This window comes from Melittangium boletus DSM 14713, from assembly GCF_002305855.1.
GTDB lineage: Bacteria > Myxococcota > Myxococcia > Myxococcales > Myxococcaceae > Cystobacter > Cystobacter boletus.
Genome location: NZ_CP022163.1, coordinates 1,387,018 through 1,411,016 on the forward strand (window position 1 = coordinate 1,387,018; position 23,999 = coordinate 1,411,016).

23 protein-coding genes and 1 other RNA gene are annotated in these 23,999 nt (G+C 69.2%); 11 read left to right on the top strand and 13 right to left on the bottom strand.

The window, feature by feature from the left end:
- Positions 1 to 78: 78 nt before the first annotated feature.
- Positions 79 to 443, bottom strand: a transfer-messenger RNA (tmRNA) gene (ssrA, locus tag MEBOL_RS05795).
- Positions 444 to 654: 211 nt separating this feature from the next.
- Between ssrA and MEBOL_RS05800 the strand changes: the two genes are divergently transcribed.
- The 3 genes from MEBOL_RS05800 (at position 655) to MEBOL_RS05810 (ending at position 5,505) form a co-directional block, all read left to right on the top strand.
- The gene (locus MEBOL_RS05800) at positions 655 to 2,013 is read left to right on the top strand and encodes a M16 family metallopeptidase (protein WP_095976464.1); all 1,359 of its coding nucleotides are present in this window, start codon (positions 655 to 657) and stop codon (positions 2,011 to 2,013) included.
- On the top strand, positions 2,013 to 3,626 hold the full coding sequence (locus MEBOL_RS05805) for a M16 family metallopeptidase (protein WP_095976465.1): 1,614 nt from the start codon (positions 2,013 to 2,015) through the stop codon (positions 3,624 to 3,626). The genes MEBOL_RS05800 and MEBOL_RS05805 overlap by 1 nt, the downstream gene beginning before the upstream one ends.
- Positions 3,627 to 3,708: 82 nt before the next feature.
- Positions 3,709 to 5,505 carry an OmpA family protein gene (locus tag MEBOL_RS05810; RefSeq protein WP_095976466.1) on the top strand — a complete coding sequence of 599 codons (1,797 nt, stop codon included), beginning with the start codon at positions 3,709 to 3,711 and terminating at the stop codon, positions 5,503 to 5,505.
- A gap of 24 nt (positions 5,506 to 5,529) precedes the next feature.
- Here MEBOL_RS05810 and MEBOL_RS05815 read toward each other — a convergent pair whose 3' ends face one another.
- Positions 5,530 to 5,994 (bottom strand): hypothetical protein, encoded by a 465-nt coding sequence (locus MEBOL_RS05815; protein WP_095976467.1) that lies wholly within the window; start codon positions 5,992 to 5,994, stop codon positions 5,530 to 5,532.
- Between the two features lie 543 nt (positions 5,995 to 6,537).
- Here MEBOL_RS05815 and MEBOL_RS05820 point away from each other — a divergent pair.
- From MEBOL_RS05820 to MEBOL_RS05830, 3 genes are all read left to right on the top strand, one after another.
- The gene (locus MEBOL_RS05820; protein WP_095976468.1) at positions 6,538 to 6,969 is read left to right on the top strand and encodes a hypothetical protein; all 432 of its coding nucleotides are present in this window, start codon (positions 6,538 to 6,540) and stop codon (positions 6,967 to 6,969) included.
- A 107-nt stretch (positions 6,970 to 7,076) separates the two neighbouring features.
- Positions 7,077 to 7,424 carry a hypothetical protein gene (locus MEBOL_RS05825; RefSeq protein ID WP_095976469.1) on the top strand — a complete coding sequence of 116 codons (348 nt, stop codon included), beginning with the start codon at positions 7,077 to 7,079 and terminating at the stop codon, positions 7,422 to 7,424.
- An 11-nt stretch (positions 7,425 to 7,435) separates the two neighbouring features.
- The gene (locus tag MEBOL_RS05830) at positions 7,436 to 7,870 is read left to right on the top strand and encodes a hypothetical protein (RefSeq protein ID WP_095976470.1); all 435 of its coding nucleotides are present in this window, start codon (positions 7,436 to 7,438) and stop codon (positions 7,868 to 7,870) included.
- A 15-nt stretch (positions 7,871 to 7,885) separates the two neighbouring features.
- Here the strand turns inward: MEBOL_RS05830 and MEBOL_RS05835 are convergent, their stop codons facing one another.
- Together MEBOL_RS05835 and MEBOL_RS05840 are read right to left on the bottom strand one after the other, a co-directional pair.
- Positions 7,886 to 8,461, bottom strand: coding sequence for a TlpA family protein disulfide reductase (locus MEBOL_RS05835; RefSeq protein WP_095976471.1), 576 nt, complete (start codon positions 8,459 to 8,461; stop codon positions 7,886 to 7,888).
- Positions 8,458 to 9,528: a CFI-box-CTERM domain-containing protein gene (locus MEBOL_RS05840; protein WP_245919497.1), complete on the bottom strand. Its 1,071-nt coding sequence runs from the start codon at positions 9,526 to 9,528 to the stop codon at positions 8,458 to 8,460. Before MEBOL_RS05840 ends, MEBOL_RS05835 begins: the two co-directional genes overlap by 4 nt.
- 114 nt (positions 9,529 to 9,642) lie before the next feature.
- Here MEBOL_RS05840 and MEBOL_RS05845 point away from each other — a divergent pair, with 114 nt between their 5' ends.
- The 3 genes from MEBOL_RS05845 to MEBOL_RS05855 all read left to right on the top strand — a co-directional run bounded on the left by MEBOL_RS05845 (position 9,643) and on the right by MEBOL_RS05855 (position 11,609).
- Positions 9,643 to 9,945, top strand: coding sequence for a hypothetical protein (locus tag MEBOL_RS05845; protein WP_095976473.1), 303 nt, complete (start codon positions 9,643 to 9,645; stop codon positions 9,943 to 9,945).
- Positions 9,946 to 10,024: 79 nt separating this feature from the next.
- A complete protein-coding gene (locus MEBOL_RS05850) occupies positions 10,025 to 11,227 on the top strand; it encodes a S1C family serine protease (protein WP_095976474.1) in 1,203 nt (400 codons plus the stop codon).
- A 118-nt stretch (positions 11,228 to 11,345) separates the two neighbouring features.
- On the top strand, positions 11,346 to 11,609 hold the full coding sequence (locus tag MEBOL_RS05855; RefSeq protein ID WP_095976475.1) for a vegetative protein: 264 nt from the start codon (positions 11,346 to 11,348) through the stop codon (positions 11,607 to 11,609).
- Here the strand turns inward: MEBOL_RS05855 and MEBOL_RS05860 are convergent.
- Positions 11,606 to 12,391 carry an RNA methyltransferase gene (locus tag MEBOL_RS05860; protein ID WP_095976476.1) on the bottom strand — a complete coding sequence of 262 codons (786 nt, stop codon included), beginning with the start codon at positions 12,389 to 12,391 and terminating at the stop codon, positions 11,606 to 11,608. The two genes, MEBOL_RS05855 and MEBOL_RS05860, sit on opposite strands and share 4 nt — an antisense overlap.
- A 123-nt stretch (positions 12,392 to 12,514) precedes the next feature.
- Between MEBOL_RS05860 and MEBOL_RS05865 the strand changes: the two genes are divergently transcribed.
- Positions 12,515 to 13,030, top strand: coding sequence for a hypothetical protein (locus MEBOL_RS05865; protein ID WP_245919498.1), 516 nt, complete (start codon positions 12,515 to 12,517; stop codon positions 13,028 to 13,030).
- Positions 13,031 to 13,079: 49 nt separating this feature from the next.
- Positions 13,080 to 14,039: a phosphoribosylaminoimidazolesuccinocarboxamide synthase gene (locus tag MEBOL_RS05870; RefSeq protein ID WP_095976478.1), complete on the top strand. Its 960-nt coding sequence runs from the start codon at positions 13,080 to 13,082 to the stop codon at positions 14,037 to 14,039.
- 50 nt (positions 14,040 to 14,089) lie between these two features.
- Here the strand turns inward: MEBOL_RS05870 and purB are convergent, their stop codons facing one another.
- The 8 genes from purB to rpsO all read right to left on the bottom strand — a co-directional run bounded on the left by purB (position 14,090) and on the right by rpsO (position 23,904).
- Positions 14,090 to 15,403, bottom strand: coding sequence for an adenylosuccinate lyase (gene purB / locus MEBOL_RS05875; protein ID WP_095976479.1), 1,314 nt, complete (start codon positions 15,401 to 15,403; stop codon positions 14,090 to 14,092).
- Complete coding sequence (locus MEBOL_RS05880) at positions 15,400 to 16,344, bottom strand: ABC transporter substrate-binding protein (protein ID WP_095976480.1); 945 nt, start codon at positions 16,342 to 16,344, stop codon at positions 15,400 to 15,402. The genes purB and MEBOL_RS05880 overlap by 4 nt, the downstream gene beginning before the upstream one ends.
- The gene (locus tag MEBOL_RS05885) at positions 16,341 to 18,569 is read right to left on the bottom strand and encodes a bifunctional serine/threonine-protein kinase/formylglycine-generating enzyme family protein (RefSeq protein WP_095976481.1); all 2,229 of its coding nucleotides are present in this window, start codon (positions 18,567 to 18,569) and stop codon (positions 16,341 to 16,343) included. The genes MEBOL_RS05880 and MEBOL_RS05885 overlap by 4 nt, the downstream gene beginning before the upstream one ends.
- Before the next feature lie 108 nt (positions 18,570 to 18,677).
- Positions 18,678 to 19,133 (bottom strand): dUTP diphosphatase, encoded by a 456-nt coding sequence (gene dut / locus MEBOL_RS05890; protein WP_095976482.1) that lies wholly within the window; start codon positions 19,131 to 19,133, stop codon positions 18,678 to 18,680.
- A 67-nt stretch (positions 19,134 to 19,200) separates the two neighbouring features.
- A complete protein-coding gene (locus tag MEBOL_RS05895) occupies positions 19,201 to 20,214 on the bottom strand; it encodes a M23 family metallopeptidase (RefSeq protein ID WP_095976483.1) in 1,014 nt (337 codons plus the stop codon).
- Between the two features lie 8 nt (positions 20,215 to 20,222).
- Positions 20,223 to 20,954 carry a hypothetical protein gene (locus MEBOL_RS05900; protein WP_095976484.1) on the bottom strand — a complete coding sequence of 244 codons (732 nt, stop codon included), beginning with the start codon at positions 20,952 to 20,954 and terminating at the stop codon, positions 20,223 to 20,225.
- 117 nt (positions 20,955 to 21,071) lie between these two features.
- Positions 21,072 to 23,261 (bottom strand): polyribonucleotide nucleotidyltransferase, encoded by a 2,190-nt coding sequence (gene pnp / locus MEBOL_RS05905; RefSeq protein ID WP_095976485.1) that lies wholly within the window; start codon positions 23,259 to 23,261, stop codon positions 21,072 to 21,074.
- 370 nt (positions 23,262 to 23,631) lie between these two features.
- Positions 23,632 to 23,904 (bottom strand): 30S ribosomal protein S15, encoded by a 273-nt coding sequence (rpsO, locus tag MEBOL_RS05910; RefSeq protein ID WP_043390443.1) that lies wholly within the window; start codon positions 23,902 to 23,904, stop codon positions 23,632 to 23,634.
- Positions 23,905 to 23,999: the final 95 nt, after the last annotated feature.

Here is a 23,999-nt window from a genome sequence, read left to right on the forward strand (position 1 = left end):
TGCCCCAAGCGGCCTCGGCCCAAAACAAAAGCCCCGCGATGTCCGAGGAGGACATCCGGGGCCTTGCGACATCTCTTGCTGTGGAGGCGGCGGGAATCGAACCCGCGTCCGAAAGCCTTCCGCTCTTTGACCCTACGTGCGTAGTCCGCGATTTGTTACGTCCCCCAGGCTTCCACGGACGGAATCCTGTGAGCCGGTCCTGGATGATCTCACCGCCGAGAGTCCAGGCACCCTCGTCGGCCAGCCCGCATTATGACGGTCCTACCCCACCCCACGGGCCGAGAGCGGGAGGACCGCGCACTAGGAAACTGCTAGTTAGGCAGCCAGCGCGAGCTCAACGTTGTCGTTGGCTTTTGTGTCTGTGTTGGGCGTTTTTACGAGCGACCAACATGCTCGGCACGCGTCTCGAACTTCCATGCCCCCGTCGAAACCAGGTCGCCCCCGGTTGCGATTCTGAACGGCCACTGCGTTACTACCTCGCTGCTTCACCCACATTAACCGCTGACGGGTCCACGTCAATCCTCCTGACGTGCCGGAACGGCCTCTTTTCAGGACGTTCCTCCCACCCCGCTCGCCCGTTCGTGGGAATAGCAACCAGGCTGTAGGGTTCCGAGGCGCCCACTTCGTGGGTGCTTCAGCGACATGAGGACCCGCATGCGACATCGCTTCATCCCCCTCCTGCTCCTCCTCTTGGGAGTGGCCCTCCCCGTGGCCGCCGCCGAGCAGGCCGCCTCCCCCTTCTTCCCCTACCCCATGAAGGTCGACCGGCTGCCCAACGGGCTCACGGTCATCCGGGTTCCCTTCAACTCGCCGGGCCTCGTCGCCTACCAGACCGTGGTCCGCGTGGGCTCGCGCAACGAGGTGGAGCCAGGCCGCACGGGCTTCGCTCACTTCTTCGAGCACATGATGTTCAAGGGCACGAAGAACCACCCCGAGGGCGAGCGCGAGAAGGTCATCGCCACCTACGGCTTCGACGACAACGCCTTCACCACCGACGACATCACCGTCTACTACTCGTATGGCCCCACCGCCGGGCTGCTCAAGCTGGTGGAGATCGAGGCCGACCGCTTCCGCCACCTCGAATACTCGGAGCCGGCCTTCCAGACGGAAGCGCTCGCCGTGCTGGGCGAGTACCACAAGAACGCGGCCCAGCCGGGCCTCAAGATGGAGGAGGAACTGGCCCGCACCGCCTTCACGCAGCACACCTACGGGCACACCACCCTCGGCTACTACGACGACATCAAGGCCATGCCCCAGGCCTATGCCTACAGCCGGACCTTCTTCGAGCGCTGGTACACCCCGGACAATGTCCTGCTCGTCATCGTCGGCGACTTCGATGACGACGCGCTGATGAAGGCCGTGAACGAGCACTACGGCCCGTGGGCGAGCAAGAGCGCCACCGTCACCGTGCCCGCCGAGCCCTCCCAGACGAAGGAGCGCTCCGTCCACATCGACTGGCCCCAGAGCACCCAGCCCCGCCTCGTGTACGCGTGGCACTCCCCGGCGGCGAAGCTCGACACCGCCAATGCCGCGATCCAGGCCGTACTCGCCGACTACCTCGTGGGCCCCACGAGCCCCCTCTACAAGGAACTCGTGCTGGACAAGCAGGTCGCCCAGGAGATCGGCAGTGACTTCTCGCTCCACCGGGATCCGCACCTCTTCAGCCTCGTGGCCGTCCTCCAGGACGAGGCCGGCCGGGCCCCCGCGCGCACCGCCTTCAACGCCGCGGTGAAGGAACTCGTCACCGGGAAGGTGGACGCGGCCCGTGTCGAGGCCATCAAGAGCAACACCCGCTACGGGCTGCTCATGCAGTTGGAGACCGCCAAGTCCGTGGCCTCCCAGCTCGCCTGGTACGCCGGCATCTACGGCTCGCCCGACGCGCTCGCCCGCCACTCCCAGAAGGTCTCCGAGGTGAAGCCCTCGGATCTCGTCGCCTTCGCCCGCCGCTATCTCACCGCCGCCAACCGCACCGTGCTCTCCCTCACGCCCGCCCCGGCCGGAGGTCAGAAGTAATGCGCTCGCTTCGCTCTTCCTCACTCGCCCTCCTCGCCGTGCTGAGCCTCGGCGGCTGCGCCACCACGTCCCGGACCGAGGCGCCTCCTCCCGCCCCGCCTCCGCCTCCCGCGCCCGCACAGGTCCAGGCCCCCGAGCCCCCAGCGCCGCCCACGACCGTGCCCGCGGTGCCCCTCCAGAAGCCCGCGCCCGCCCGGCTCATCGTCCAGGCCAACCCCGCCAACCCCATCGTCAGCTTCCGGCTCGTCTTCCACTCGGGCTCGGTGGATGACCCCCGGGGCAAGGAGGGCATCACCTCGCTCGCGGCCACCCTGCTGTCCGAGGGCGGCACGCAGAAGCTCTCCTCCGCCCAGTTGCTCCAGACGCTCTTCCCCATGGCGGCCGAGCTGGGCTCCTTCACGGACAAGGAGTTCACCGTCTTCGAGGGCCGCGTCCACAAGGACTTCCTCTCCCCCTTCCTGGAGCTGTTCACCGACGTGCTGCTGCACCCGCGCTGGTCGCCCCAGGAGTTCGAGCGGCTGCGCGCCCGGGCCTTGAGCGACGTCCGCAACGGGCTGCGCAGCGAGGACGATGAGACGCTCGGCAAGGTGGCGCTCGACGCGCTCGTGTTCCAGGGCCACCCCTATGCCCACTTCGTGGGCGGCACCGAGAAGGGGCTCGAGTCCCTCACCCTGGAGGACGTGAAGGCGCACGCCGCGCGGGTCTTCACCCAGGATCGGCTCGTCATCGGACTGGCCGGCGCCGTGGACGAAGCGCTCCAGCGCGACGTCGTCTCCCGCCTGTCCGCGCTGCCCGCCACCGGCGCTCCGCGGGTGGAGCTGCCTCCCGTGCCCACCCAGGGGGGACGCGCCGTGGTGGTCCAGAAGCCCACGCTCTCCACGGCCGTGTCGCTCGGCTACGCCACGCCGCTGCGCCGGGGGGATCCGGACTTCTTCCCGGTGGCCTTCGCCCTGTCGTACCTCGGCGAGCACCGCCAGTTGGCCGGCGTCCTCTTCAACGAGCTGCGCGAGAAGCGCGGGCTCAACTACGGGGACTACGCCTACGCCGAGCACTTCATCCAGCAGCCCGGCACCACCTACAACCGCACCAACGTGGCGCGCACCCAGCAGGACATCTCGCTGTGGATCCGCCCCGTGGTGCCCGCCAACGGGCTGTTCGCCACGCGCGGCGCCGTGTACTTCCTCGACCGGCTGGTGAAGCAGGGCATCCCCGCGGAGCAGTTCGAGCTCAGCCGCAACTTCCTGCTCGGCTACACGCGCCTGTGGGAACAAACGGACCAGCGGCGGCTCGGCTACGCCATCGACGCGCTGTTCTACGGTACGCCGGACTACCTGGAGCAGTACCGTGCCGCGCTCGCGAAGATGACGCCCGAGTCCGTGCACGCCGCCGTGAAGCGGCAACTGCGCCCCGAGGCCCTCAACTTCGCCTTCGTCACCCAGGACGCCGAGGGGCTCGTGAAGCAGATTCAGGACTCCGCCCCCTCGACCATCACCTACGCCTCCCCCAAGAGTCCCGCGCTCCTGGAGGAGGACAAGACCATTGGCGCCAAGCCCCTGCCCCTCCACCCCGACGCCCTCCAGGTCGTGCCCGCACGCGTCTTCATGGAGAAGTAGCGTCCAACTGTAGACGGGACGGCTTCCCTGGGGGGTTTTCTTCCTCCTCCCGGGGAGGCAGTGGTAGAGCCGGACAGGTTCAATGCCCGGATTTCCGGGCCCTTCTGCCCGGGAGCGGTCCTTGCGACGCACGGCCATTCAACTCGCGGTGGTGTTTCTCCTGGTGACGGGTGCCTCGGCACGAGCCCAGCAGGATCCCTTCGCACGCGGCTTCGACGCCGTCCCCCTCAAGGCCACACCCGCCCAGAAGAGCGGCATCGCCCTGGAAGGCGCCTCGCCCGAGTACACCGACAGTTTCCGGGCCGCTCTCCTCTTCGACTACAACCACGGCGTGCTCGCCCTGCGCCTGGGGGACGAGAAGCTCGGCAACCTGCTGCCCTATCGGCTCGATGCCCACGCGCTCTTCGCCTGGCAGTTGCACCGCCGGTTGGAGATCGCCGCGGACGTGCCCTTCACGCTCGTGCAGGGCGATGGCTTCCAGTTGCTGCGCGATGCCCTCAATGCCCCGGACTTCCCGGGCGCCGCCGGGGTGAGCCGGTGGGGCTTCGGCGACGTGCGACTGCAGCCGCGCTTCTTCCTGCTGCTGCCCGAGGACTTTCCCGTGGGGCTCGCCCTCACCACCGAGGTGCGGCTGCCCACCGGTGATGGCCAGAGCTTCCTCGGGGAGCGCGGCGTGCTCGTGGCGCCGAGGCTCGCGGTGGAGCGCGCCTTCGGCCCGGTGCGGCTGCTCGGCAACCTGGGCCTGCGCCTGCGCCCGCGTCCCGCCCAGTACCTCAACCTCTACGTGGGCAACGAGGTGACGTTCGGCGCCGGTGCCATCGTGGACCTGCCCGACGTGGGCCGCCTCACCGACGTGCAGGCACTGCTCGAGATGCATCTGGCCACCCCCGCCTCCGCCCCCTTCAACTTCCGCCAGGCCGACTCGCTCAAGACGCCCTGGGAAGTGCTCGGCGGCGTTCGGGCCCGCGTCTACGGCCCCTGGGGCGTGGAGCTGGACGTGGGCCGAGGCGTGACGCTCGGCAGCGGCTACGGGCGCGAGGACGTACGCGTCCTCTTCTCCGTGCGCTACGAGGCGCCCTTCATCGACTCGGATGGAGATGGCGTGCCCGACTCGCAAGACAAGTGCCCCAACGAGCCCGAGGACAAGGACGGCTTCCAGGACGACGACGGCTGCCCGGAACCCGACAACGATGGAGACGGCATCAGCGACGGCCAGGACCTGTGTCCCAACGTCGCCGGGGACGCGGCCCACGGGGGCTGCCTGGACTCGGACAACGACGGCGTGCACGACGGCCTGGACCAGTGCCCCACCAAGCCCGGCCCCAAGATGTACGACGGCTGCCCGGACTCGGATGGCGACGAGGTGCCCGACAACGTGGACAAGTGCCCCGACGAGTCCGGCCCCCCCGAGAACGATGGCTGCCCCATCGACAACCCGCCGTTCGTGGTCATCGAGTCGGACCGCATCCGCATCAAGGGCAACATCCTCTTCGAGACGGGCTCGGCCACCATCCAGAAGCAGTCCCTCAAGCTGCTCGACGAAGTGGCCACGGTGCTCGACCGCAACCCCGCGCTCGGACCCGTGCTCATCGAGGGCCACACCGATGACATCGGCTCGGACACCCTCAACCTGAACCTCTCCCAGCGGCGCGCTCAGTCCGTCATGGACTACCTCGTGTCCAAGGGGATCGCCTCCTCGCGCCTGCGCGCCAAGGGCTTCGGTGAGCTCAAGCCCATCGCCACCAACACCACCGCGCTCGGACGGGCGAAGAACCGCCGCGTCGAGTTCCGCCTCATCAAGGCCGAGGTGGAAACCGCCCCGCGGATCGTCCCCCAGAAGTCCGAGGCGGGGGGAAAGACCGACTCCGGAGCGAAGTAGCGGCGGGGTGGGAACGCCTGGGGCTCAGCGCGTGAGCTTGAGCGTGGACAACGAACGCTCGACGCGTGCCAGCCCCGGGCCGTAGTCCCGTTCGGGCGCGGTGTAGAGGACGAACACGCAGCGGTCCTCGCGGGGAAGCACGTAGACGAGGGTCCGGGTCGTGCCCTGCTGGAACTCGTGGCGCGCCACCGGACCCGCCGGGAGCGTTCCCTGGGTGGCGTTCAGCGGCCGTTGACCCGACTCGGGCATGCCCGCCGCCCGTAGGATCTCCTCGGGTGACGCGTCGAGCCGGAGAGGCGCCCCCACCACCGAGCGCAGTTGCAGACCTCCCTCGAAGCGAACCACCGCGGGAGGCCCCGGCTCCTCGGAGAGCAGGCGCATGCCCGAAGGCGGCTCGTACTGGAGAGCCAGCGCGGTGGAGTCCACCTGACGTGAACAGGCCACGGCGAATGACAGCAACAACCACCAGGTGAACGCGGAACGGTTCATGGCGCATAGCGTGCCACATCCGCCATCCCCCCAAGAGTGCAGCCTCTCGTCCATCCCACAGCACTTTTTTCTGGATGCGGATGCCCTTTGCGCCCACGACAACGAGAAGCGGTCATCTATCCCCTTGAATTAACGGGGGCCGCGGCACTTCCCAGGCCTCGGCATGGCGAATGCTAAAGCCTTCCTCGCGGTCGACAGGGGTCGACGCGAAGTTCGGAGTGGGTTGGTCGGGGCAGTACGGGGTTGGGCGGGTCGGGGCAGTACGGGGTTGGGCGGGTCGGTCGGGTAGTACGGGTCAGTACGAAGTGGGTTGGATTGGGGACGGACATCGCGAGTGGTGAGAACCATTCGGCGATACGGCTCAAGGGAGTTGGGGAATGGGGTTGGGGAGCCGGTCTTCGCAGGAGTAGTCGGCCGCGAAGGCCGGTGTGCCTAATCAGTCGAAGCACCCCACCCGGTCGTGGTGAAGTCGAAAAATTGATCCGGGCTTTTCCCGCACTCATCCTCGGCCCTTCTCGCGGCTGAGAAGGAGGGCGGGACCGCATGCGAGGAAGACTCGGACTCCTGTTCCTGATGGGGCTGACGGGCTGCACCACGGTGAACGTGGCGGCACTGCCCTCAGTGCGTGATACCCGCGAGGTCTTCGTCACGACCTCCGACGTTCCAGGGCCCTATCAGAGCCTCGGACTGGTGCAGACCACGCGCAAGGGTGTGTTGCTCTTCGGTTTCGCGGATCCCGCGGCGACCGATCTCGAGGGTGGACTGAGGGAGTCCCTCATTCCCGAGGTCCGGCGGATGGGCGGCGACGGCATCATGAACGTGCGCTTCCACCAGACCCAATACGGGCTGCCCACCCGGATCCTCTTCGCCCTGCTCTTCTTCATCCCCCTGCCCAGCCAGGTCACGCTCAGTGGTGAAGTGGTGAGACTGGGAGCCGGGACCCCTCCTCCGCCGTTCGAGGCTCCCTCGCGATGAACCGCTCCCACGTCAGGAAGCTCCCGATCCTTTTCTGCGTGTTGTTGGGCACTGGCTGCGGTGCCGTGTCACACGGTTCGAGGTTGTCGGACCGTCCGCCACGAGCCGTGCGTGGCCCCTACCTCAGCACGGGGGGCGCCCCCCGGCCCTTTCGCACGCTTGGGTTCACCCAAATCACCGGCTACGGCGTCACCGTGGCGGGCGTCTCGGACGTCGGGAACGCGGCGCTCGACAGCACCATCCGGGGGGCGCTCGTGGACGTGGCGCTCAAGATGGGTGGAGATGGCGTCATCCACATCACGTTCGAGGACGAGAACCCGCCCACCGATGTGGAGCGCGCCTCGGATCTCTCCGAATCCATCACCCAGGTGGCGAGCGGCCAGGGCGGCGTGAAGTCCCGGAGCCGCAACGTGATCGTCACCGGCGAAGTCATCCAATTCCTGCCGTCACCGTGAGGCCCTTTCCGATGCGTCTTCTCTTCTCGCTCGTGCTCGTGACGCTCACCGGTTGCACGCTCGTCAATACCGCCACGGTGTCTTCCGACCGGAGCGGCCAGGACATTTTCGTGACGGCGGGAGGCATCTCCGAGCCGCATGAGTCACTCGGGCTCGTGCAGGCCACGCGCTCGGGAGTGCTGCTCTTCGGCTTCGTGGACGTGGTGGGAACGGACCTCGAGGCGGGCTTCAAGGACGTGCTCATCCCCCAGGTGCGGAGCATGGGAGGCGATGGCGCCATCAACGTGCGCTTTCACCAGACGCAGTACCTGCCGGTGACGAAGGTGATGGGCGCCATCTTGTTCTTCATCCCACTGCCCAGCCGCGTCACGGTCACCGCCGAGGTGGTGAAGCTCCAGCGCCGGGCGGACGGGCCCGTGCCAGCGCTCCCCCTCGCCGCGCGCTGAGGCGTGACCCGTGGCTCAGTTCTTGAGGGCGCGTTCGATGCGCTGGCGCAGCGCCGCCTCCGACAGCATGCCGCGTTGCGCATCCACCACGCGGCCCTGCCGGTCGAGGAAGTAGAGCGTCGGCAAGGCCGTCACCTGGAAGATGGCCGCGAGTTCGTCCGGCGCGAACACCACGTAGGGCGCCAGTTCCGGCAGGCGGCTCTGGACGAACTCCTGCACGAAGAGCGGCGCGTCGGGCATGTCATCCCGGCTGGCGGCCACGAACACGAGCCCCTTGTCCTCGTACTCCTTGGCCAGCTTCACCAGGGAGGGCATCTCCGCCTGACACGGAGCGCACCACGTCGCCCAGAAGTCCAGCATCACCACCTTGCCCTGGAGATCCGCGAGCGACAGCGTGCCGTTCTCGTAGCGCTGCATCTTCACCGTGGGCGCCGCCGTCCCGTCGGACGCCAGCCGCGCCCGCAGCGCCTGCTGAACGCCCAGGTACGACAGCCCCGCCAGACCCAGCAGGGCCGTCACCACCAACACCACCTTGCTCCACCCATGGCGCGCCGGCGGCTGCCCGGCGTCCGACTTCAGCGGCTCCGTCATGTGTGTGTACCTCTCGTCGTCCGCAACACCCCGTGCACCCGCGTGAGCACGCGCCGCACCTGCCGCCTCACCCGTGGCCGGCTCACCACCCAACGCGCCAGCCTGGGCCCATGCCGGTAATAGACGCGGATGAAACCCCGCCCCCAGGCATGGTGGCGCAACACCTCGTCCCGGAACGCCCGGAACGCCACCAACTCCGGCGCGCCCTCTCCGAAGGCCGCCGTCACCACGAAGCACGAGCTGGCCGGCGAAATCCACATCAGCCGGTTGTTCGTCTGGTTCACCACCGCCTTGAGCTCGCGAGCCTCGGTGTACAGGAAGACCAGCAGGTCGCCTCGCGCCACCGGAAACTCCTCGCCGCTCGCCTCCTCGAACTCGACGCGTGAGACGCCCGAGCTGCGGATCTCGGCCACCGTGAACAAGAAGCGCCGGGAGCTGCTCTTGTGTTCGATCTCCAGCCCGCGCAGCTCGCCGAAATACGCCAGGAAGGGCGTCCGGCAGGCCGGACACACATAGGGACGGGTTCCCGGCCCCGGCACATAGCCGAAGTCGTTGACGCGCTTGCAGCCCGTGTTGGGGCACACGAGCTTCACCTGCGCCACCGGCTCCTCGCGGGGATCGAACCGAGAAGTCCCCGTCTGGCGATCGAACACCGGCTCGCTCCCCCGCGTCCGGGTCCCGAACGCGCGCAGGGGATGCGCCAGGCGCTCCAGGTCCATCGCCCGCCGCCAGGCCTCCTCCGCCTGCATGAGCCGCCCGGCCACCGTGTGACACAGCGCTTCGCCATGCCCCTTGAGCGCGGCGATCAGCTTCTCCCCGGCCTCCCAGGAGCCCGCCTCGCGCTCCACCGCCAGGCCCAGCGCCAACACCTTCTCCACTTCCGGCAGGAGCGCCTCGGCTGCCTGGCGCGCGGGATCTCCCGCCCGGTGGTACACCGGAGGCTCTGGAATCCGGGCGAACAGCGCCAGCGCCTGCGCGCGCAGCTGCTCACGCGCCTCCTGCGCGCGCGGAAACGAAAGAGTCTGCGCCCGTGCTTGGGCGGCCTGGAAGAAGTCTTCGGGCTGCAAGGCCGCGCACATTAGAGGCAGCCCCGTCCCGCTGTCAGCGTCCTTCCCCCGCGCCCGCCGGAAACTGGCCCTGGGAGGCCCCGGCATGTATGACCGGGTAGGAGGGTGTAAACAATGGGTTTCCTGAAGTTCCTGGTGTGGACGGGTTGCGCGGTGGGACTCGGGGTCTTCCTGGCGACGGTGGAGATCGACGGACGCACCCCCGTGGAGCTCGCCCAGCGCACGTGGAAGCGCCACGCGCAACCCCCCCGGCCGGAGCGGATGAAGAATGGCCTGACGGACGCGCTCGACGAGGCCGAGAAAGCCGTCAAGCGCACGACGAAGCAGGTGGTCACGGCGGCGCCCGCGGCGCCTCGTGAGCGCATCACCCATGAGGATCGCGCGGCGATCGATCGCATCATCGCTCAGAAGAAGTAACTGGCCCGGGGGCCCCGCTTCCCCTCCGCTCCCCCCCTCCCTAGCTTGTGCCGAGGCGGGCTGTCCGGAGGCGGGGACCATGGTGGGTGGATGGTGGTGGAAGGGTGTCGCGCTGGCAACGCTGCTCGGTGCACCAGCCTGGGGAGCACCACCCGAGCGGGCGAGCAAGCTGTGGGAGGACGCCAAACAGCGCACCGTCCGGGCCGAGCGCTCCGTGCTGAGCCAGGTGGCCACGGCCGCCATGCCCGCGGTGGTGTCCATCACCACACGACAGCCGAGCACCACGCCCGGCACGGAGGGCGAGACGCAGAAGGGCATCGGCTCGGGCCTCATCATCCACCCGGACGGCTACATCCTCACGAGCGCCCATGTCATCGAGGGGGCCGAGGAAATCACCATCTCGGTGCTCTCCGGGCGCGGCTATCCCGAGGAGTACGAGGCGGAGCTCGTGGGAGAGGACTCGCGCACGGACTTCGCGCTGCTGCGCATCCACGCCCCCCACAAGCTGCCGGTGCTCAGGCTGTCGTCGGCCTCGCGGGTCGACGTGGGCGAATGGGTGGTGGTCATCGGCAACCCCTTCGGCCTGACGCACTCGGTGACCGCGGGCGTGGTGAGCGCCAAGGGCCGCACGGACGTGACACCCAACGGGCGCGACGGTGATTTCGACTACATGCAGGTGGACGCCTCCATCAACCCGGGCAACTCGGGGGGGCCGGTGCTGGATCTGAACGGCGAGGTGGTGGCGATCGCCAACGCCGTCAATGTCGCGGGCCAGGGCATCGGCTTCGCCATTCCGGTGGACATCGCCAAGGCGGTGCTGCCGCACCTGCGGAAGTATGGACGCGTGCGCCGGGGGTGGATGGGCGTCTCCGTTCAGGACTGCACCCCGGACGTGATGGAGGCCTACGGGCTCGTGAGCCCCAAGGGCGTGGTGGTGTCGGAGGTGCAGGATGGAGGACCCGCCTCGCGCGCGGGGCTGCAGGTGGGAGACGTCATCGAGGGCCTGGATGCCGCCCAGATCCAGCGCGCCCACAACCTGCGCTGGCAGGTGGCGGCCCGAGGCGTGGGCGGCAACGTGACGCTGCGCGTGCGGCGGGGCGAACATCCCCTGCGCATGCGGGTGCGGCTCGAGGACCAGCCCGGCGACACGCACCCGGCGTCAGCCAGGGTCGCCGAGCCCTCTCCCCCCGTGCGGCCAGACGAGCGGGCGGGCATGGGCGGCAGCGGCCCCGGAGAGGAGGCTTCGAAGGTGGAGCCCGTGCCCAAGGCCCCCTCGCCCTGAGCCGGACGACGGAGGGGGACGCCCGCATCCCCGCCTGCCTCCTTGCGTTCCGATAACGCCAGAGCTACACGACGCTCCTCGCGCATTGAATTCGCGGTGTTGCAACAGGAGCATTTCCATGGCTGAAGCACAGAAGACGACCCTGAAGAGCTGGCCGCGCCTGGCCAAGGGCAACGGCAAGAAGGCCTGTAGCGTCGAGGGCTGCAAGCGTCCCTACCGCGCCAAGAGCTACTGCTTCTTCCACTACAAGAAGTGGCGCCAGGGTGACCTGCCCCACTCGCGCTACCGCACCTGCTCCAAGGCGGAGTGCCGCGCGAAGACGGACAAGGGCGGCCTGTGCACGAAGCACTACGACGAGACCTACAAGAAGGCCGCGGCCTAGACGCCCCGGTTGGGGCCTCTCGGGGACGCTTCCTCGCTGGGAGCGTCCCTGGCCCCGCCTCGCATCACCCGCCCCACGTGCTTGAAGGCCGTGAGCCACAGCTCCGCCTCGCGCTGGGTCAGCTCCGCTCGTAGCAGGCTCCGCTCCAGCTCGCGCAGCACGTGCTCCGGCGCCTGCGGGTTGAGAAACTGCGCCTCCAGCAGCACCTGCCGCATCCGCTCGCCCAACGCGTTCACGGTCCCCATGCGCGCCCCAGGCTCTCCCTGGAGCTCACGCGCCGCCTCCGCGGGCCCCCGGCCCTCCCTCGAGCACAGGTAGAGCAGCACCGCCGCCGCCTGCGCCAGGTTCATGGACGGCTGCACATCACTCGTGGGGATGACGAGCAGATCCGAGCAGAACGCCAGCTCCTCGTTGGACAGCCCCCGCTGCTCCCCTCCCAACACCAGGGCCACCCGCCCCCGTTGGCTCTGCTCCGCCAGGCGCGCCACCGCCTCTTCCGGAGTGAGCGCCGTACGGCCCTCGATCTGGGTGCGAGACGTGGTGCCAACCGCGTACACACAGTCCTGGAGGGCTTCGGGCAGGTTGCGTGCCACGGACATGGCCTCCAGGACGGCCTCCCCCTTGACGGCCATGCGCTCGGCGCCTCGGAAGGCATAGGTGGCGGGCTCGGAGAGGATGAGCCGAGGAAAGCCGAAATTGGCCATCACCCGCGCCACGGCCCCCAGGTTGTCGGGTGATCGCGTCTGATGAAGGACAACGGTGAGGTTCGCTGCCGCAAGCATGCGCCCGAGTTTAGCTTCCCGTGTCGGAGGCGCATCGGTATATTCCCCGGGATGCCGCGCTGGGTCCCTGGCTTGCTCCTATCTCTCGTGGTCCTGACGGGTTGTGGCGTCGGGGGTGCGCCCGTGCGCGTGGCTCCTGGTGCGCGGCAAGCCCTCACCAACCCTCCCGAGCTGCTTGAGTTCGAGAGCCCCTCCACCCGCCTGGAGCTCTACCGCGAGGTGGCCCGCATCTCCGAGCAGGAGGCGGGCCAGGCCGCGCAGGCGCCCATGCTCTTCCCCATCAGTCAGGGGGGCGAGCTGGTGGCGGCGCCGGGCTTCGAGGGCCGCACGGATCTGCTCCAGGCGCCGGACGCGGGCGCTCCGCTGCAGTTGAGCTTCGATGGACGCGCGGGCGAGCGTTGGCAGGAGGATCGCCGCGAGAGCCTGCAGGGTCTGTCCGAGCGCGAGGCCGCGGAGCTGGTGGCGCGCACGCTGCTCGCCCACTGGCGGATCAGTCCCTCGGGCGTGGTGCAGGTGGACCGGGCCTCGAGCGCGCCGTACGCGGCGGCCTATGTGGACGGCATCCTGCGCATCAACCCGGCGTTCCTCTACATGGCGGCGGCCTACGGTCCCGCTTCCCTGGCAGGCTCGGTCCAGTAGAGTCCGCGCCTTCTTTGCCGCCCCATACCGGGGCCGAGGCGCCTTCGACTTGAATACCTCCGCACTCCACGCCCAGCTCTCCCAGACGCTCGGGTGCCCTCAGCTTCCGCCCTCCGTGGGCCAGCACTACCAGGGCAAGGTCCGCGACACCTACCGCCAGGGAGACCGGCTGCTGCTCGTCACCTCGGATCGGCTGTCCGCGTTCGACCACGTGCTGACCACCATCCCCTTCAAGGGCGAGGTGCTCAACCGGCTGACGAACTTCTGGTTCGAGCGCACGCGCCACATCGTGCCCAACCACGTGTTGGACGTGCCGGATCCGAACGTGACGGTGGCGCGCGCCTGCCAGCCCTTCGCGGTGGAGATCGTGGTGCGCGGCTACCTCACCGGCAGCCTGTGGCGCGACTACCAGAAGGGAACGCACACCGCCTATGGGCTGCCCTTCCCGGAGGGGCTGCGCAAGGACGAGGCCTTTCCGGCGCCCATCTTCACGCCCTCCACCAAGGCGCCCAAGGGCCAGCACGACGAGCCCATCTCCGAGAAGGAGATCCTGGCACGAGGCCTGGCGAGCGCACGCGACTGGGCGCGCATCACCGAGGCGGCCCGGGCCCTGTTCCTCGAGGGACAGAAGTGGGCGCGCACACGGGGCCTCATCCTCGTGGATACCAAGTACGAGTTCGGCAAGGTGGGCGATGACCTGTACGTCATCGATGAGATCCACACGCCGGACTCCAGCCGCTACTGGATGGCGGACGAGTACGAGGCGCGCTTCTCCCGGGGCGAGGATCAGCGCATGCTCGACAAGGAGAACCTGCGCCAGTGGCTCATCCGCGAGCGGGGTTTCCAGGGCCACGGCCCCCTGCCCGAGATTCCCGAGGACGTGCGCGTGTCGACGGCGCAGACGTACCTCCGGGCCTATGAGCAGATCACCGGCACGCCGCTCGTGCTGGAGCCGGGCGACGTGCAGGCGCGCATCGAGAAGAACCTCCGGGCGCGCGGCTACCTCTAACCGCACGGCACCCTCCCCGGCCCGTCACGCGCGGAGCCGGGGAGGAAACCTCAAGCGCTCCGGCCGAACACCCGCTGGAAGATCTCCTCCACGTGCTTGAGGTGGTAGTCGGCCGAGAAGCACTCCTCGATCTCCGCGGGCGTCATCACCGCGAGCAGATCCGCGTCCCGCGCGAGCGCGTCCCGGAACGTGCCGCCGTGCTCGAACATGTGCATGGCGTTGCGCTGGACGATGACGTACGCGGCCTGCCGGTCCATGCCCTTGCGCGCGAGCTCCAACAGGATGCGCTGCGAGTTCACCACCCCGCCGAGCAGCTCCAGGTTCTTCTTCATCTGCTCCGGGTAGACGCGCAGGTTCTCCATCAACCCGGCGAAGCGGTGCAGCATGAAGTCCGCCACGATGGTGGCGTCCGGACCGATGACGCGCTCCACCGACGAGTGGGAGATGTCGCGCTCGTGCCACAGCGCCACGTCCTCCAGCGCGCTCACGGCGTAACCGCGCAACAGCCGCGCCAGACCCGTGAGGTTCTCCGAGAGGATGGGGTTGCGCTTGTGCGGCATCGCGCTCGAGCCCTTCTGGCCCGCGGTGAAGGGCTCCTCGGCCTCACGCACCTCGGTGCGCTGCAGGTGGCGGATCTCCACCGCGAACTTCTCCAGGCTCGCGCCCAGGAGCGCCAGCGCGGAGAAGTACTCGGCGTGCCGGTCACGCTGGATGACCTGGCTGGAGGCCGGCGCGGGAGACAGGCCCAGCTTCCGGCAAGTGAAGACCTCCACCGCCGGAGGCAGGTGCGCGAACGTGCCCACCGCGCCGGAGATCATGCCCACGGAGATGGTGTCGCGGGCGTGCTCGAGCCGGACCTTCGCCCGGCGCAGCTCGTCGTACCAGATGGCCAGCTTGTGCCCGAAGGTGATGGGCTCGGCGTGGATGCCATGGCTGCGGCCCATCATCACCGTGCGCTGGTGCTCGAAGGCGCGCTTCTCCACCGCGGCCATCGCCCGGGCAACGCCCTGGAGGATGAGGTCCGCCGCCTCGCGCAGCGCCATGCCCAGGGACGTGTCCAGCACGTCCGAGGACGTCATGCCCAGGTGCAGCCAACGCGCGCTCGGCCCGATGCGCTCCTCCATGAAGGTGAGGAACGCGATGACGTCGTGCTTGGTGGTGCGCTCGATCTCCTCGATGCGCGCGGCGTCCGCCTCCGTGAAGTCCCCGGCGCGCGCCAGGCAGTCCTGAAGGGCCTCGCGCGGAGCGATGCCACTCTCCACCATGCCCTCCAGGGCGGCCAGCTCCACGTCGCGCCAACGGCGCAGGCGGGCCACGTCGGTCCAGAGGGAAGACATCTCCTTGCGGCTGTAACGGGGAATCACTCGAACACCCTCACGGGGAAGTCCCGCTTGGCGGCGAAGCGCAAGAGCTCCAACACCACGTCCTTGGAGCCTCCGAGCTTGCTCGCGGCGGAGAGGTTGACGGCCAGGTCCAGGCCCTCGGGCTGCGCCACGGCGAGCGCTCCGGGGTCGACCCTTTCATGGATGATGCGGTTGGCGAGCCGGCCCGCCTGCTGCCCGATCGTGATGGGGCTCGGGGCGAGGGCCAGGGTGGCGCCCTCCTTCACCTGACTGGGCGTGAGGCCCACGAGCGGCAGGCGATTGGCCGTGGAGAACGCGATGAGGCCCTGGACGACGGAGGCATTGCCCACCGTCTTGTCGGCCACCATCAGCATCGCATCCACCTTGTCCTTCGCGTTGGCGAGCACCTTCTCGAGCTTCGCCTGCCCGTCCATCTCGAGCGAGACGATGGACAGGCCCAGCGGCTCGGCCACCGCCCGCGCCGCGTCCACCATGCCCGAGGAGAAGCGCGGATCATTCAGGATGCCCACGCGTTTGATCGAGGAGGACAGGGCCTTGAGGGCGGCCAGCTCGGGCCGGAAGTCGCTGGTGAGCGCGATGCCGGTGAGGTTGGGCCCCTCGAGGCCATACTTCTCGTAGTAGGGCACCATGGCGAAGAGGACGGGCACCTCTTTCCCCAGCGTGCGGCGGGCGGAGTTGGCCGCCAGCGGTCCGATGGCCAGCACCAGCGCGGGCTTCTGGGCGGCGATGCGCTGGAGGGCCCGCGTGGCCGCCTGGGCGCTGTCGTCCAGCACCACCTCCGACACCTCGGCGTGCACCTCGGCGCTGAAGCCCGCGACCACGGAGGAGTAGGACGCGAGCGAGGAAGACTTCACCACCACCACTTTCGGACGCACCGGCTGCGCGGAGGACACCCACGGCACCAGCACCGCCCACACCAGCAACAGTCCCCAACGCTTCATCGCTTCACCCCCGTGCCCACGCAGCAGCGGAAACCCACCTCGGCCGATGACGCGTCCGGCGGACCACTCGCCCGGAAGGCGCAGCGCGTGGACATCTCCTGTCCGCTGAAGGCGCCGCCCTTGCGCACCCGGCCCTGGGCGTCGCCGAACTCGGACTCGGTCCACTCGGCCGCGTTGCCAGCCATGTCCATGACGCCGTAACCCGAGCGGCACGACGTGAAGGCGCCCGAGCGCGCCACCTTCCCATCATTGCCCTGGGTATTGCACTGATGCCCGTCGAAGTCCCTGCCGTACGGGAAGCGCTGGTTGCCGGGGCCCTTGCAGGCCTTCTCCCACTCCTCCTCGGAGCACAGGCGCCTGCCGAGCTTCGCGCACTCGGCCTTCGCCTCCCGCCACGACACGCCCACCCGGGGCAGGACTCCCGCCTGGTTGGGGAACTCGAACTCGTCGATGCAGAAGGCACCCACGTACCTGGACATCAACAACGGCTCGTTGGGCGGGCCCTCCTCGGGCGTGTCCTTGCCCATCTTGAACGCACCGCCGCCCACGTAGCGCATGCCCTGGGGGCACGAGCCGAGGGCCCCCGCGACGCCCATCGCGTTCGGCCCACCCGGGGCCGGAGGCAGGACGGCGGCGGGAGGCGGCTCCACCGGCTGCGCGGAGGGAGGCGCGGACTCCGGGGGAGCACTGCGCATCTTCAACAACCCGTACCCGGCCATCGCCCCCAGGGCGAGCCCGCCGATCGCCAGCAACACCATCCACGCCTTGGGCGAGCGGGACGCGGACGGGCCTCGAGGCGCCGGCGCGGCGGCCTTGACGGCGGCGGGAGCCTTCGCGGCGGGCCGGGGCTCGGCGCGGGCGGCCTGAGGAGGCGGACGGCCCTTGGGCTGACTCGAGGGCCGAGGCGTCGCCATGAGCGCCGCGAGGGCCTCGGAATCGAGTTTCTGGGTCGCATCCGGCGGAGGCGCGGGCTCCCGCGTCGGGATGCCGCGCTGCGCGAGGCTCTCGGCGCTCAGCAGCTCGGTGGGCGCCGACGACTGGGGCATCTCCAGCGTGGGAGCCCCCGCGACGGGTGATTCGATCGTGCTCCGGGGCGCCTCCTGCGTGGGCAGCGAGCCGGGCTGCACGGTGGGCACCTGGATGGTGGGCGTGCCCAGGGAGGGCAGCTCCGTCGTGGGCACGGGCGGGGGCAGCGCGTTGGAACTCAGGGGGCCCGCCGTGGCCAGCTCCGCGGTGAGGCTGAAGGGCACGGGCTTGACGCGGCCCCGGGGCGACAGCGTCCCCGGGGGCTTGGCCGCCGGGCGCGGGCGCGAGGACAGGGCCGCGGAGAACTCGGACAGGAACTCGCTCGCGGACTTCGGCCGCGCGAGCGGGTTCGAGTTGGTGGCGCGCCGGTAGAGCGCTTCCACGCCCTGGGGAAGGTCGGCCTCGTAGGCCAGCAGCTCCGACACCTCCCCTTCCTCGGGCATCTGCCCGGTGAGCATCTCCCCCAGGATGACGCCCAGGGAGTACAGGTCCATGCGCGTGTCGAGCTCGCCGCCCTCGGAGTACTCGGGAGCGAGGTAGCAGCCCACCTTCCAGGACTTCTGGGCCTGGATGAAGGGCAGGCGCGGAATGCCGAGCGCCAGGCCGTAATCCGTCACCTTGAGCAGGTCCGGCAGGACGAGGATGTTCTCGGGCTTGAGGTCCGAGTGCGGCCCGTACTTGTGGGCGTTGTCCAGGGCCTCGGCGAGCTGCGCGAGCAGCGGCTCCACTTCCTTGACGGTGAAGCGCTGACCCTGGGACGCGCGCTGCTCCAGCATCTTGCGCAGCGTCATGCCCTCGAGCAGCTGCGTGGTGAAGTAGGGCCGGTTGCGATCCTCCCCCTCCTCGTAGACGCGCACGTGGTGCGGGTGGGTGAGCTTCTTGCCCGCGCGCAGCGCCAGGGAGAACTGGGTGCGCTCCTCCTGCATCTGGACGAGGCGCGGGTTGATGACCTTGAGCGCGACCTCGACGTCCATCTCCTGGTCGAGCGCGCGGAAGACATGGCCCACGGGACCGGGGCCCAGCACCTCGCGGATGGCGTAGCGCTTGGCGAAGACATCGCCGGGTTTGTAGGGCGCCTCCACGCTGCCCGCGCGACGGCGCTGGGCGCTCCCAGGCGCCCCACCCGAGAGCTTCAGCCCACAGGTGGAGCAGGAGGCGCTGTTGTCGGGGACAGGGCTGCCGCAGCGTTGGCAAAGCAAGGGGGTTGAACTCCGGGCGGGTGGCGGGCGCTCGAGCAGGGGGCTCCCGAGTTTCCAGGGAGATCTCTTACCGCGCGGCCCCAACACGGGGCAAGGAACGCGGGGGACTCAGCGCCCCGTCGAGCCGAAGCCACCCTCTCCGCGTCCGGTGGCGTCCAACACTTCCAATTCCACCAGGGACACGCGGCACACGGGCGCCACCACGAGCTGCGCGATGCGCTCGCCCCGGCGCAGCGTGAACGGCTCCTGGGACAGATTCACCAAGAGCACTTGGACCTCGCCCCGGAAGTCCGCGTCCACCGTGCCGGGAGAGTTGAGCAGGGTGAGGCCATGGCGCAGCGCCAGACCGGAGCGCGGCCTCACCTGGGCCTCGTAGCCCGGAGGCAGACCGACGGCGAGTCCGGTGGGCACCAGCGCGCGCTGGAGCGGAGCGATCGTCAGCTCGCCCTCGATGTCCGCCCGGAGATCCATTCCAGCGGCGAGCGCGGTCTCGTAGCGCGGCAGCGGCAACGGCTCGGCATGGGCGCGCACCCGCCGAACCCCCACCGAGAGAGGAGGCGTCATGCCCCGGTCTGTACCACGCGCCAGGAAGGGGGCGACATTTTGGCTCGACCCCACCACCCTCGCGGGCTCACTCACTGAAGGCGTTGTCCACCACCGCGAGCGTCTTGGGACGAAAGCGCAGGGGATCCACGGGCTGGGCGAACAAGGCGAGCTGATAGTGCAGGTGCGGCCCGGTGGAGCGTCCGGTGTTGCCCGAGCGCGCGATGACGTCCCCGCGAGCCACCCGCTGGCCGGAGCGCACCAGCAGCCGCGAGTTGTGGCAGTAGGCCGTCGTCACGCCGCGGCCATGCGTGAGGATGATCACCTGACCATTCACGTCATCCTCGCTCGCGCGGCTCACGGTGCCATCCGCCACCGCCCGCACCTCGGTGCCCGTCCGGACGGCCAGATCCACCCCGGTGTGCAACTTCCTCACGCCCAGCACGGGGTTGATGCGGTAGCCGAAAGGACTGGAGATCCGGCTGTGCTCGGGCACGGGCCACGCGAGCTCGAAGGCCGTCGTCAGCGCCAGCGCCTGGGCGGCCGCGCCGGTGGCTTCCTCGAAGCCCGAGGGAAGCTGCCGGGCGAGCCGCTCCAGACTGGGGGAGTCTCCCTCGGCATGCAGGCGCGCCACCGCGTAGCGCGTCGGAACCTGGCCGACGAACAGAGCGGCGAGGCGGCTCTCCTCGTCGGGAAAATCCCGCTCCAGGTGCGCGTGCAACCGTTTGACGGCGGAGGGCCCGCGGACCGCGTCGAGCAAGACCTCGGGCGGGATGCCCTGCTCGCGCGCGAGCTCCAAGGCGGGAGCGCGGGCCTCGGCGGAGAGTGTCTGGAGCGCCAGGTGCGTGCCCTGGGCGAGCGCATCCGCGCCCGTGAGGCGCCGGACCAGGGGCTCGCTCGAAGACGGCAACGCGGCGGGCAGGCCGCTCGAACCACCGAGCGCGTAATAGTCGAGCAGGGGCCGGGCCGTGCTCCGATGCCCCAGAGCCCAGGCCATCCCGCGCCGGACCAGGGCGCCCGCGGGCGTGTGGTGCCAGGCGGTCCAGACGCAGAGGATCGCGAGCGAGAAGTCGAGCAGACCTCGGGCGGGGCGCGAAAACATGGGGGACCTCAGCGCACGAAGGACAGCAGGGGCGAGGCATCGAGCGCGGCGGCGAGCGCCAGGGGAATCACCAGCGTGGAGCCGGCCAGGCCATGACCGAGGGCACGAACGAAGCCCCGCGCATGTTCCTGGGACACCTCGTCGGCGTGCTGGAGGTTGCGCATGACGGCGCGCGCGCCCAGCCGCCACAGCAGACAGCCCAGGGCCGCGAGCGCGAGACCTCGGGACAGCCCATCCGCCACCCGCTCGCCGAGCAACTCATTCCACGACAGGAACACCGTGCCCTGGACGAGCCGCGCCACGGAACAGGCCCCGGCCACGACCACGAGCGCGGTCGCCACGGGGCGGATCCACCGCAAGGAGGTGGGCGCGCGCACGCATCGCCGCAACAGCACGCGCCAGGAATCGGTCGAGGCCTCATCTCCCTCGCGGTAGCTGAGCGCGGGGAGCGCGAGCACGAGGTCCGCCGCCAACTCCCAGGCCAGGGCCAGGATCCGCGCGAGCGTGGTGCGCCGCTCCAGCGAGAGCACATCCACGAGGGGCGCCGTGAGCGGGTAGCGGCCGACGAAACGATCGAACCGGGCATCGGCCAGGTCCACCAGGCTCAGCAATCTATCATCGAGCGCATCCGTGGCGGCGTGGACACCCACGGCGATGAGCGCCAACAGGCCGAGCGGCATGAAGGCCCACCGGAAGTGGCCAAGGAAACGCGAGAGCGGCGTGAAGGAAGCCTGGGGCACGGGCCCATCAACGCATGAAACCGCGGGCGAGGTCTTCCCCCGGAGTCCGGAGACGACGATGCCCTCCCCCGCCAGGGCGAGAGGAGGGCATCACGGGTCAAGACGCTGGGAGACGACTCAGGCCTTGGCGCCCGGCTGGGTGGCCTCGGGCGACGGGGAGGCGGCGGCCTCGGGGGCGGGGGCGGCGGCGGGAGCCGAACCCTGCTGAGCGGCGGCGCGCTCGGCCATGGCCTCCTTGCGCGACAGACGGATCTTCCCCGTCTTGTCGATGCTGACCACCTTCACCAGCACCTCATCGCCCTCCTTGAGCACGTCCGACACGCTCTTGACGCGCTTGTCGCTCAGCTCGGAGATGTGGATGAGGCCGTCGGTGCCCGGGAACAGCTCCACGAAGGCGCCGAACTCGGCGATCTTGCGCACCGTGCCCGTGTAGATCTTGCCGATCTCCGCCTCGCGCGTGAGCGCCTGGATCATCGCGATGGCGGACTTCACCGAGTCCACGTTGGAGCTGGCGATGTCCACGCGGCCCGAGTCGTCGATGTTGATGACGGTGCCCGTGCGCGCGATGATGTCCTTGATGACCTTGCCGCCCGGCCCGATGACGTTCTTGATGAACTCGGGGCGGATCTGCAGGGTGGTGATGCGCGGGGCGAAGGAGCTGATCTCCTTGCGCGGCTCGGCCATCGTCTTGAGCATCTCGTCCAGGATGTGCAGACGGCCCTGACGCGCCTGCTCCAGCGCGCGGCTCATGATCTCCGTGGTGAGGCCGGTGATCTTGATGTCCATCTGGATGGAGGTGATGCCCTTCGTGGTGCCGCACACCTTGAAGTCCATGTCGCCCAGGTGATCCTCGTCACCGAGGATGTCCGAGAGGATGGCGATCTGCTCGCCCTCCTTCACCAGACCCATGGCGATGCCGGCCACGGGGGCCTTGATGGGCACGCCCGCGTCCATGAGGGACAGGGTGCCACCGCACACGGAGGCCATGGAGGACGAGCCGTTGGACTCGAGGATCTCCGACACGAGGCGGATGGTGTACGGGAAGCGGTCCGCCGGGGGCATCATGTTGCGCAGGGCGCGCTCGGCCAGGGCGCCGTGACCCACCTCGCGGCGGCCGGGACCGCGCAGGGGCTTGGTCTCGTTCACGCTGAACGGGGGGAAGTTGTAGTGCAGCATGAACTTCTTGAAGGACTGGCCGTTGAGCAGCTCCAGGCGCTGCTCGTCCTCGGTGGTGCCCAGCGTGGTGATGGCCAGCGCCTGGGTCTCGCCACGGGTGAAGACCGCGCTGCCGTGGGTGCGCGGGAGCACGCCCACCTCGCTGGTGATGGGGCGAACCTCGGCGTGGCCACGAGCGCCGATACGGCCACCGTTCACGGTGAGCGTGCGCATGTGCTCGTACTTGAGGTCTTCCACGACCTGCTTGGCGTGCTTCTCCACCAGGGAGGTGTAGGCCTCGCCCAGTTGCTCCTTGAGCTTGGACAGGGCCTCCTTCTTGGCCTTGGAGAGCGCGTCGTAGCGCGAGTGCTTCTCCTTGATGGTGTAGCCGTGGACGATGCCGTCCCAGGCCAGGGTGCGCACCTTGGCCTTGAGCTCCTCGGAGACGGCCGGGATGCGCTCGTAGGTGCGCTCGCTCTTGTTGAGCGTGCGGCGCAGCTCGTCCTGGAGATCCAGCGCGGGCTGGGCGGACTGCTTGCCGAACTCGAGCGCGGCCACCATGTCGGCCTCGCTGGCCTCCTCGGCGCCACCTTCCACCATCACGATGGCATCGCGGCTGACGGCCAGGACGATGTCCATGTCCGACTGCTCACGCTGCTTGGCGGTGGGGTTGGCGATGAGCTTGCCGTCGATGCGGCCCACGCGGATGCCGGCCAGGGGGCCGTTGAAGGGGATGTCCGACACCCAGAGCGCCGCGGAGGCGCCGGTGATGCCGTGCACGTCGCCCTCGTGCTCGGGGTCCGCGGAGATGACGCTCGAGATGATCTGCGTGTCGTAGGCGTAGCCTTCCGGGAACAGCGGGCGCAGGGAGCGGTCCACGATGCGGCTGGCCAGCGTCTCCTTCTCCGTGAGGCGGCCCTCGCGCTTGAAGTAGCTGCCGGGGATGCGGCCCGCCGCGTACAGCTTCTCCTGGTACTCCACCGTGAGGGGAAGGAAATCCACGTCCTTCTTCTCGCGGGCGCTCACCGCGGTGACGAGCAGCATGGTGTCGCCGTAGCGCACCACCACGGAGCCGTCCGCCTGCTTGGCCAGATGGCCCGTTTCGATGGACAGCTCGGTCTCGCCGATCTTGACGCTCTTCTTCAGGTGCATATCCGTCTTGCCTTGTGACTGTGTGGCCTCCAGGCGCGCGCCCCGCCCTCTCCGGAGGGCTTGGGTCCACGCGCCTCGCTGCGAGGCCTGTGGGTGGATGCGGTCGCCAGGCCTGGAACAGGCACAGACAAGCAACCGCGACTGTACTGCGGTGGGGCGCCTCGGAAGCGCCGGGAGGGATGCGTCGGAGTCTTGATCCCTGCTCGCGCGGGCCGACCCTGGCTCTCGGGTCGGCCCGTCCGAACGGAAACCAAAACCTCCGTCCTCATCTCCACCGGTCCTCTCTGGATTACCCCACTCCTCGTGACATTCGACAGCCTATGAACGACTCGGGGCGCCAGCTCATGCCGGCGCCCCGCTTTTTCCCGGCCTACTTGCGGATGCCGAGGCCCTCGATGAGCTTCTTGTAGCGGTTGGCGTCCTTGCTCTTCAGGTAGTCGAGCAGGCGGCGGCGCTGACCGACCAGCTTGAGCAGACCGCGGCGGGAGTGGTGGTCCTTCTTGTGCGTCTTGAAGTGCTCGGTGAGCATGGTGATGCGCTCGGACAGCAGCGCCACCTGCACCTCGGGAGAGCCCGTGTCGCTCTCGTGGGTGCGGTACTTCGCGACGACTTCCGCCTTACGGTCCTGATGCAGTGCCGACATGTGCTTCCTTGTCTTCTTCCCACTCCGGGGGTTGGGTGCTGCGGTCACCACGGTCCGCGGAGGGGTACAGACCGGGTGTCCTGCTTGTAATGAAA

Coding starts and splice junctions, on each gene's coding strand:
- MEBOL_RS05800 (WP_095976464.1), top strand. CDS start 655: ATGCGACATCGCTTCATCCCCCTCCTGCTCCTCCTCTTGGGAGTGGCC.
- MEBOL_RS05805 (WP_095976465.1), top strand. CDS start 2,013: ATGCGCTCGCTTCGCTCTTCCTCACTCGCCCTCCTCGCCGTGCTGAGC.
- MEBOL_RS05810 (WP_095976466.1), top strand. CDS start 3,709: ATGCCCGGATTTCCGGGCCCTTCTGCCCGGGAGCGGTCCTTGCGACGC.
- MEBOL_RS05815 (WP_095976467.1), bottom strand. CDS start 5,994: ATGAACCGTTCCGCGTTCACCTGGTGGTTGTTGCTGTCATTCGCCGTG.
- MEBOL_RS05820 (WP_095976468.1), top strand. CDS start 6,538: ATGCGAGGAAGACTCGGACTCCTGTTCCTGATGGGGCTGACGGGCTGC.
- MEBOL_RS05830 (WP_095976470.1), top strand. CDS start 7,436: ATGCGTCTTCTCTTCTCGCTCGTGCTCGTGACGCTCACCGGTTGCACG.
- MEBOL_RS05835 (WP_095976471.1), bottom strand. CDS start 8,461: ATGACGGAGCCGCTGAAGTCGGACGCCGGGCAGCCGCCGGCGCGCCAT.
- MEBOL_RS05845 (WP_095976473.1), top strand. CDS start 9,643: ATGGGTTTCCTGAAGTTCCTGGTGTGGACGGGTTGCGCGGTGGGACTC.
- MEBOL_RS05850 (WP_095976474.1), top strand. CDS start 10,025: ATGGTGGGTGGATGGTGGTGGAAGGGTGTCGCGCTGGCAACGCTGCTC.
- MEBOL_RS05855 (WP_095976475.1), top strand. CDS start 11,346: ATGGCTGAAGCACAGAAGACGACCCTGAAGAGCTGGCCGCGCCTGGCC.
- MEBOL_RS05860 (WP_095976476.1), bottom strand. CDS start 12,391: ATGCTTGCGGCAGCGAACCTCACCGTTGTCCTTCATCAGACGCGATCA.
- MEBOL_RS05880 (WP_095976480.1), bottom strand. CDS start 16,344: ATGAAGCGTTGGGGACTGTTGCTGGTGTGGGCGGTGCTGGTGCCGTGG.
- dut (WP_095976482.1), bottom strand. CDS start 19,133: ATGACGCCTCCTCTCTCGGTGGGGGTTCGGCGGGTGCGCGCCCATGCC.
- MEBOL_RS05895 (WP_095976483.1), bottom strand. CDS start 20,214: ATGTTTTCGCGCCCCGCCCGAGGTCTGCTCGACTTCTCGCTCGCGATC.
- pnp (WP_095976485.1), bottom strand. CDS start 23,261: ATGCACCTGAAGAAGAGCGTCAAGATCGGCGAGACCGAGCTGTCCATC.
- rpsO (WP_043390443.1), bottom strand. CDS start 23,904: ATGTCGGCACTGCATCAGGACCGTAAGGCGGAAGTCGTCGCGAAGTAC.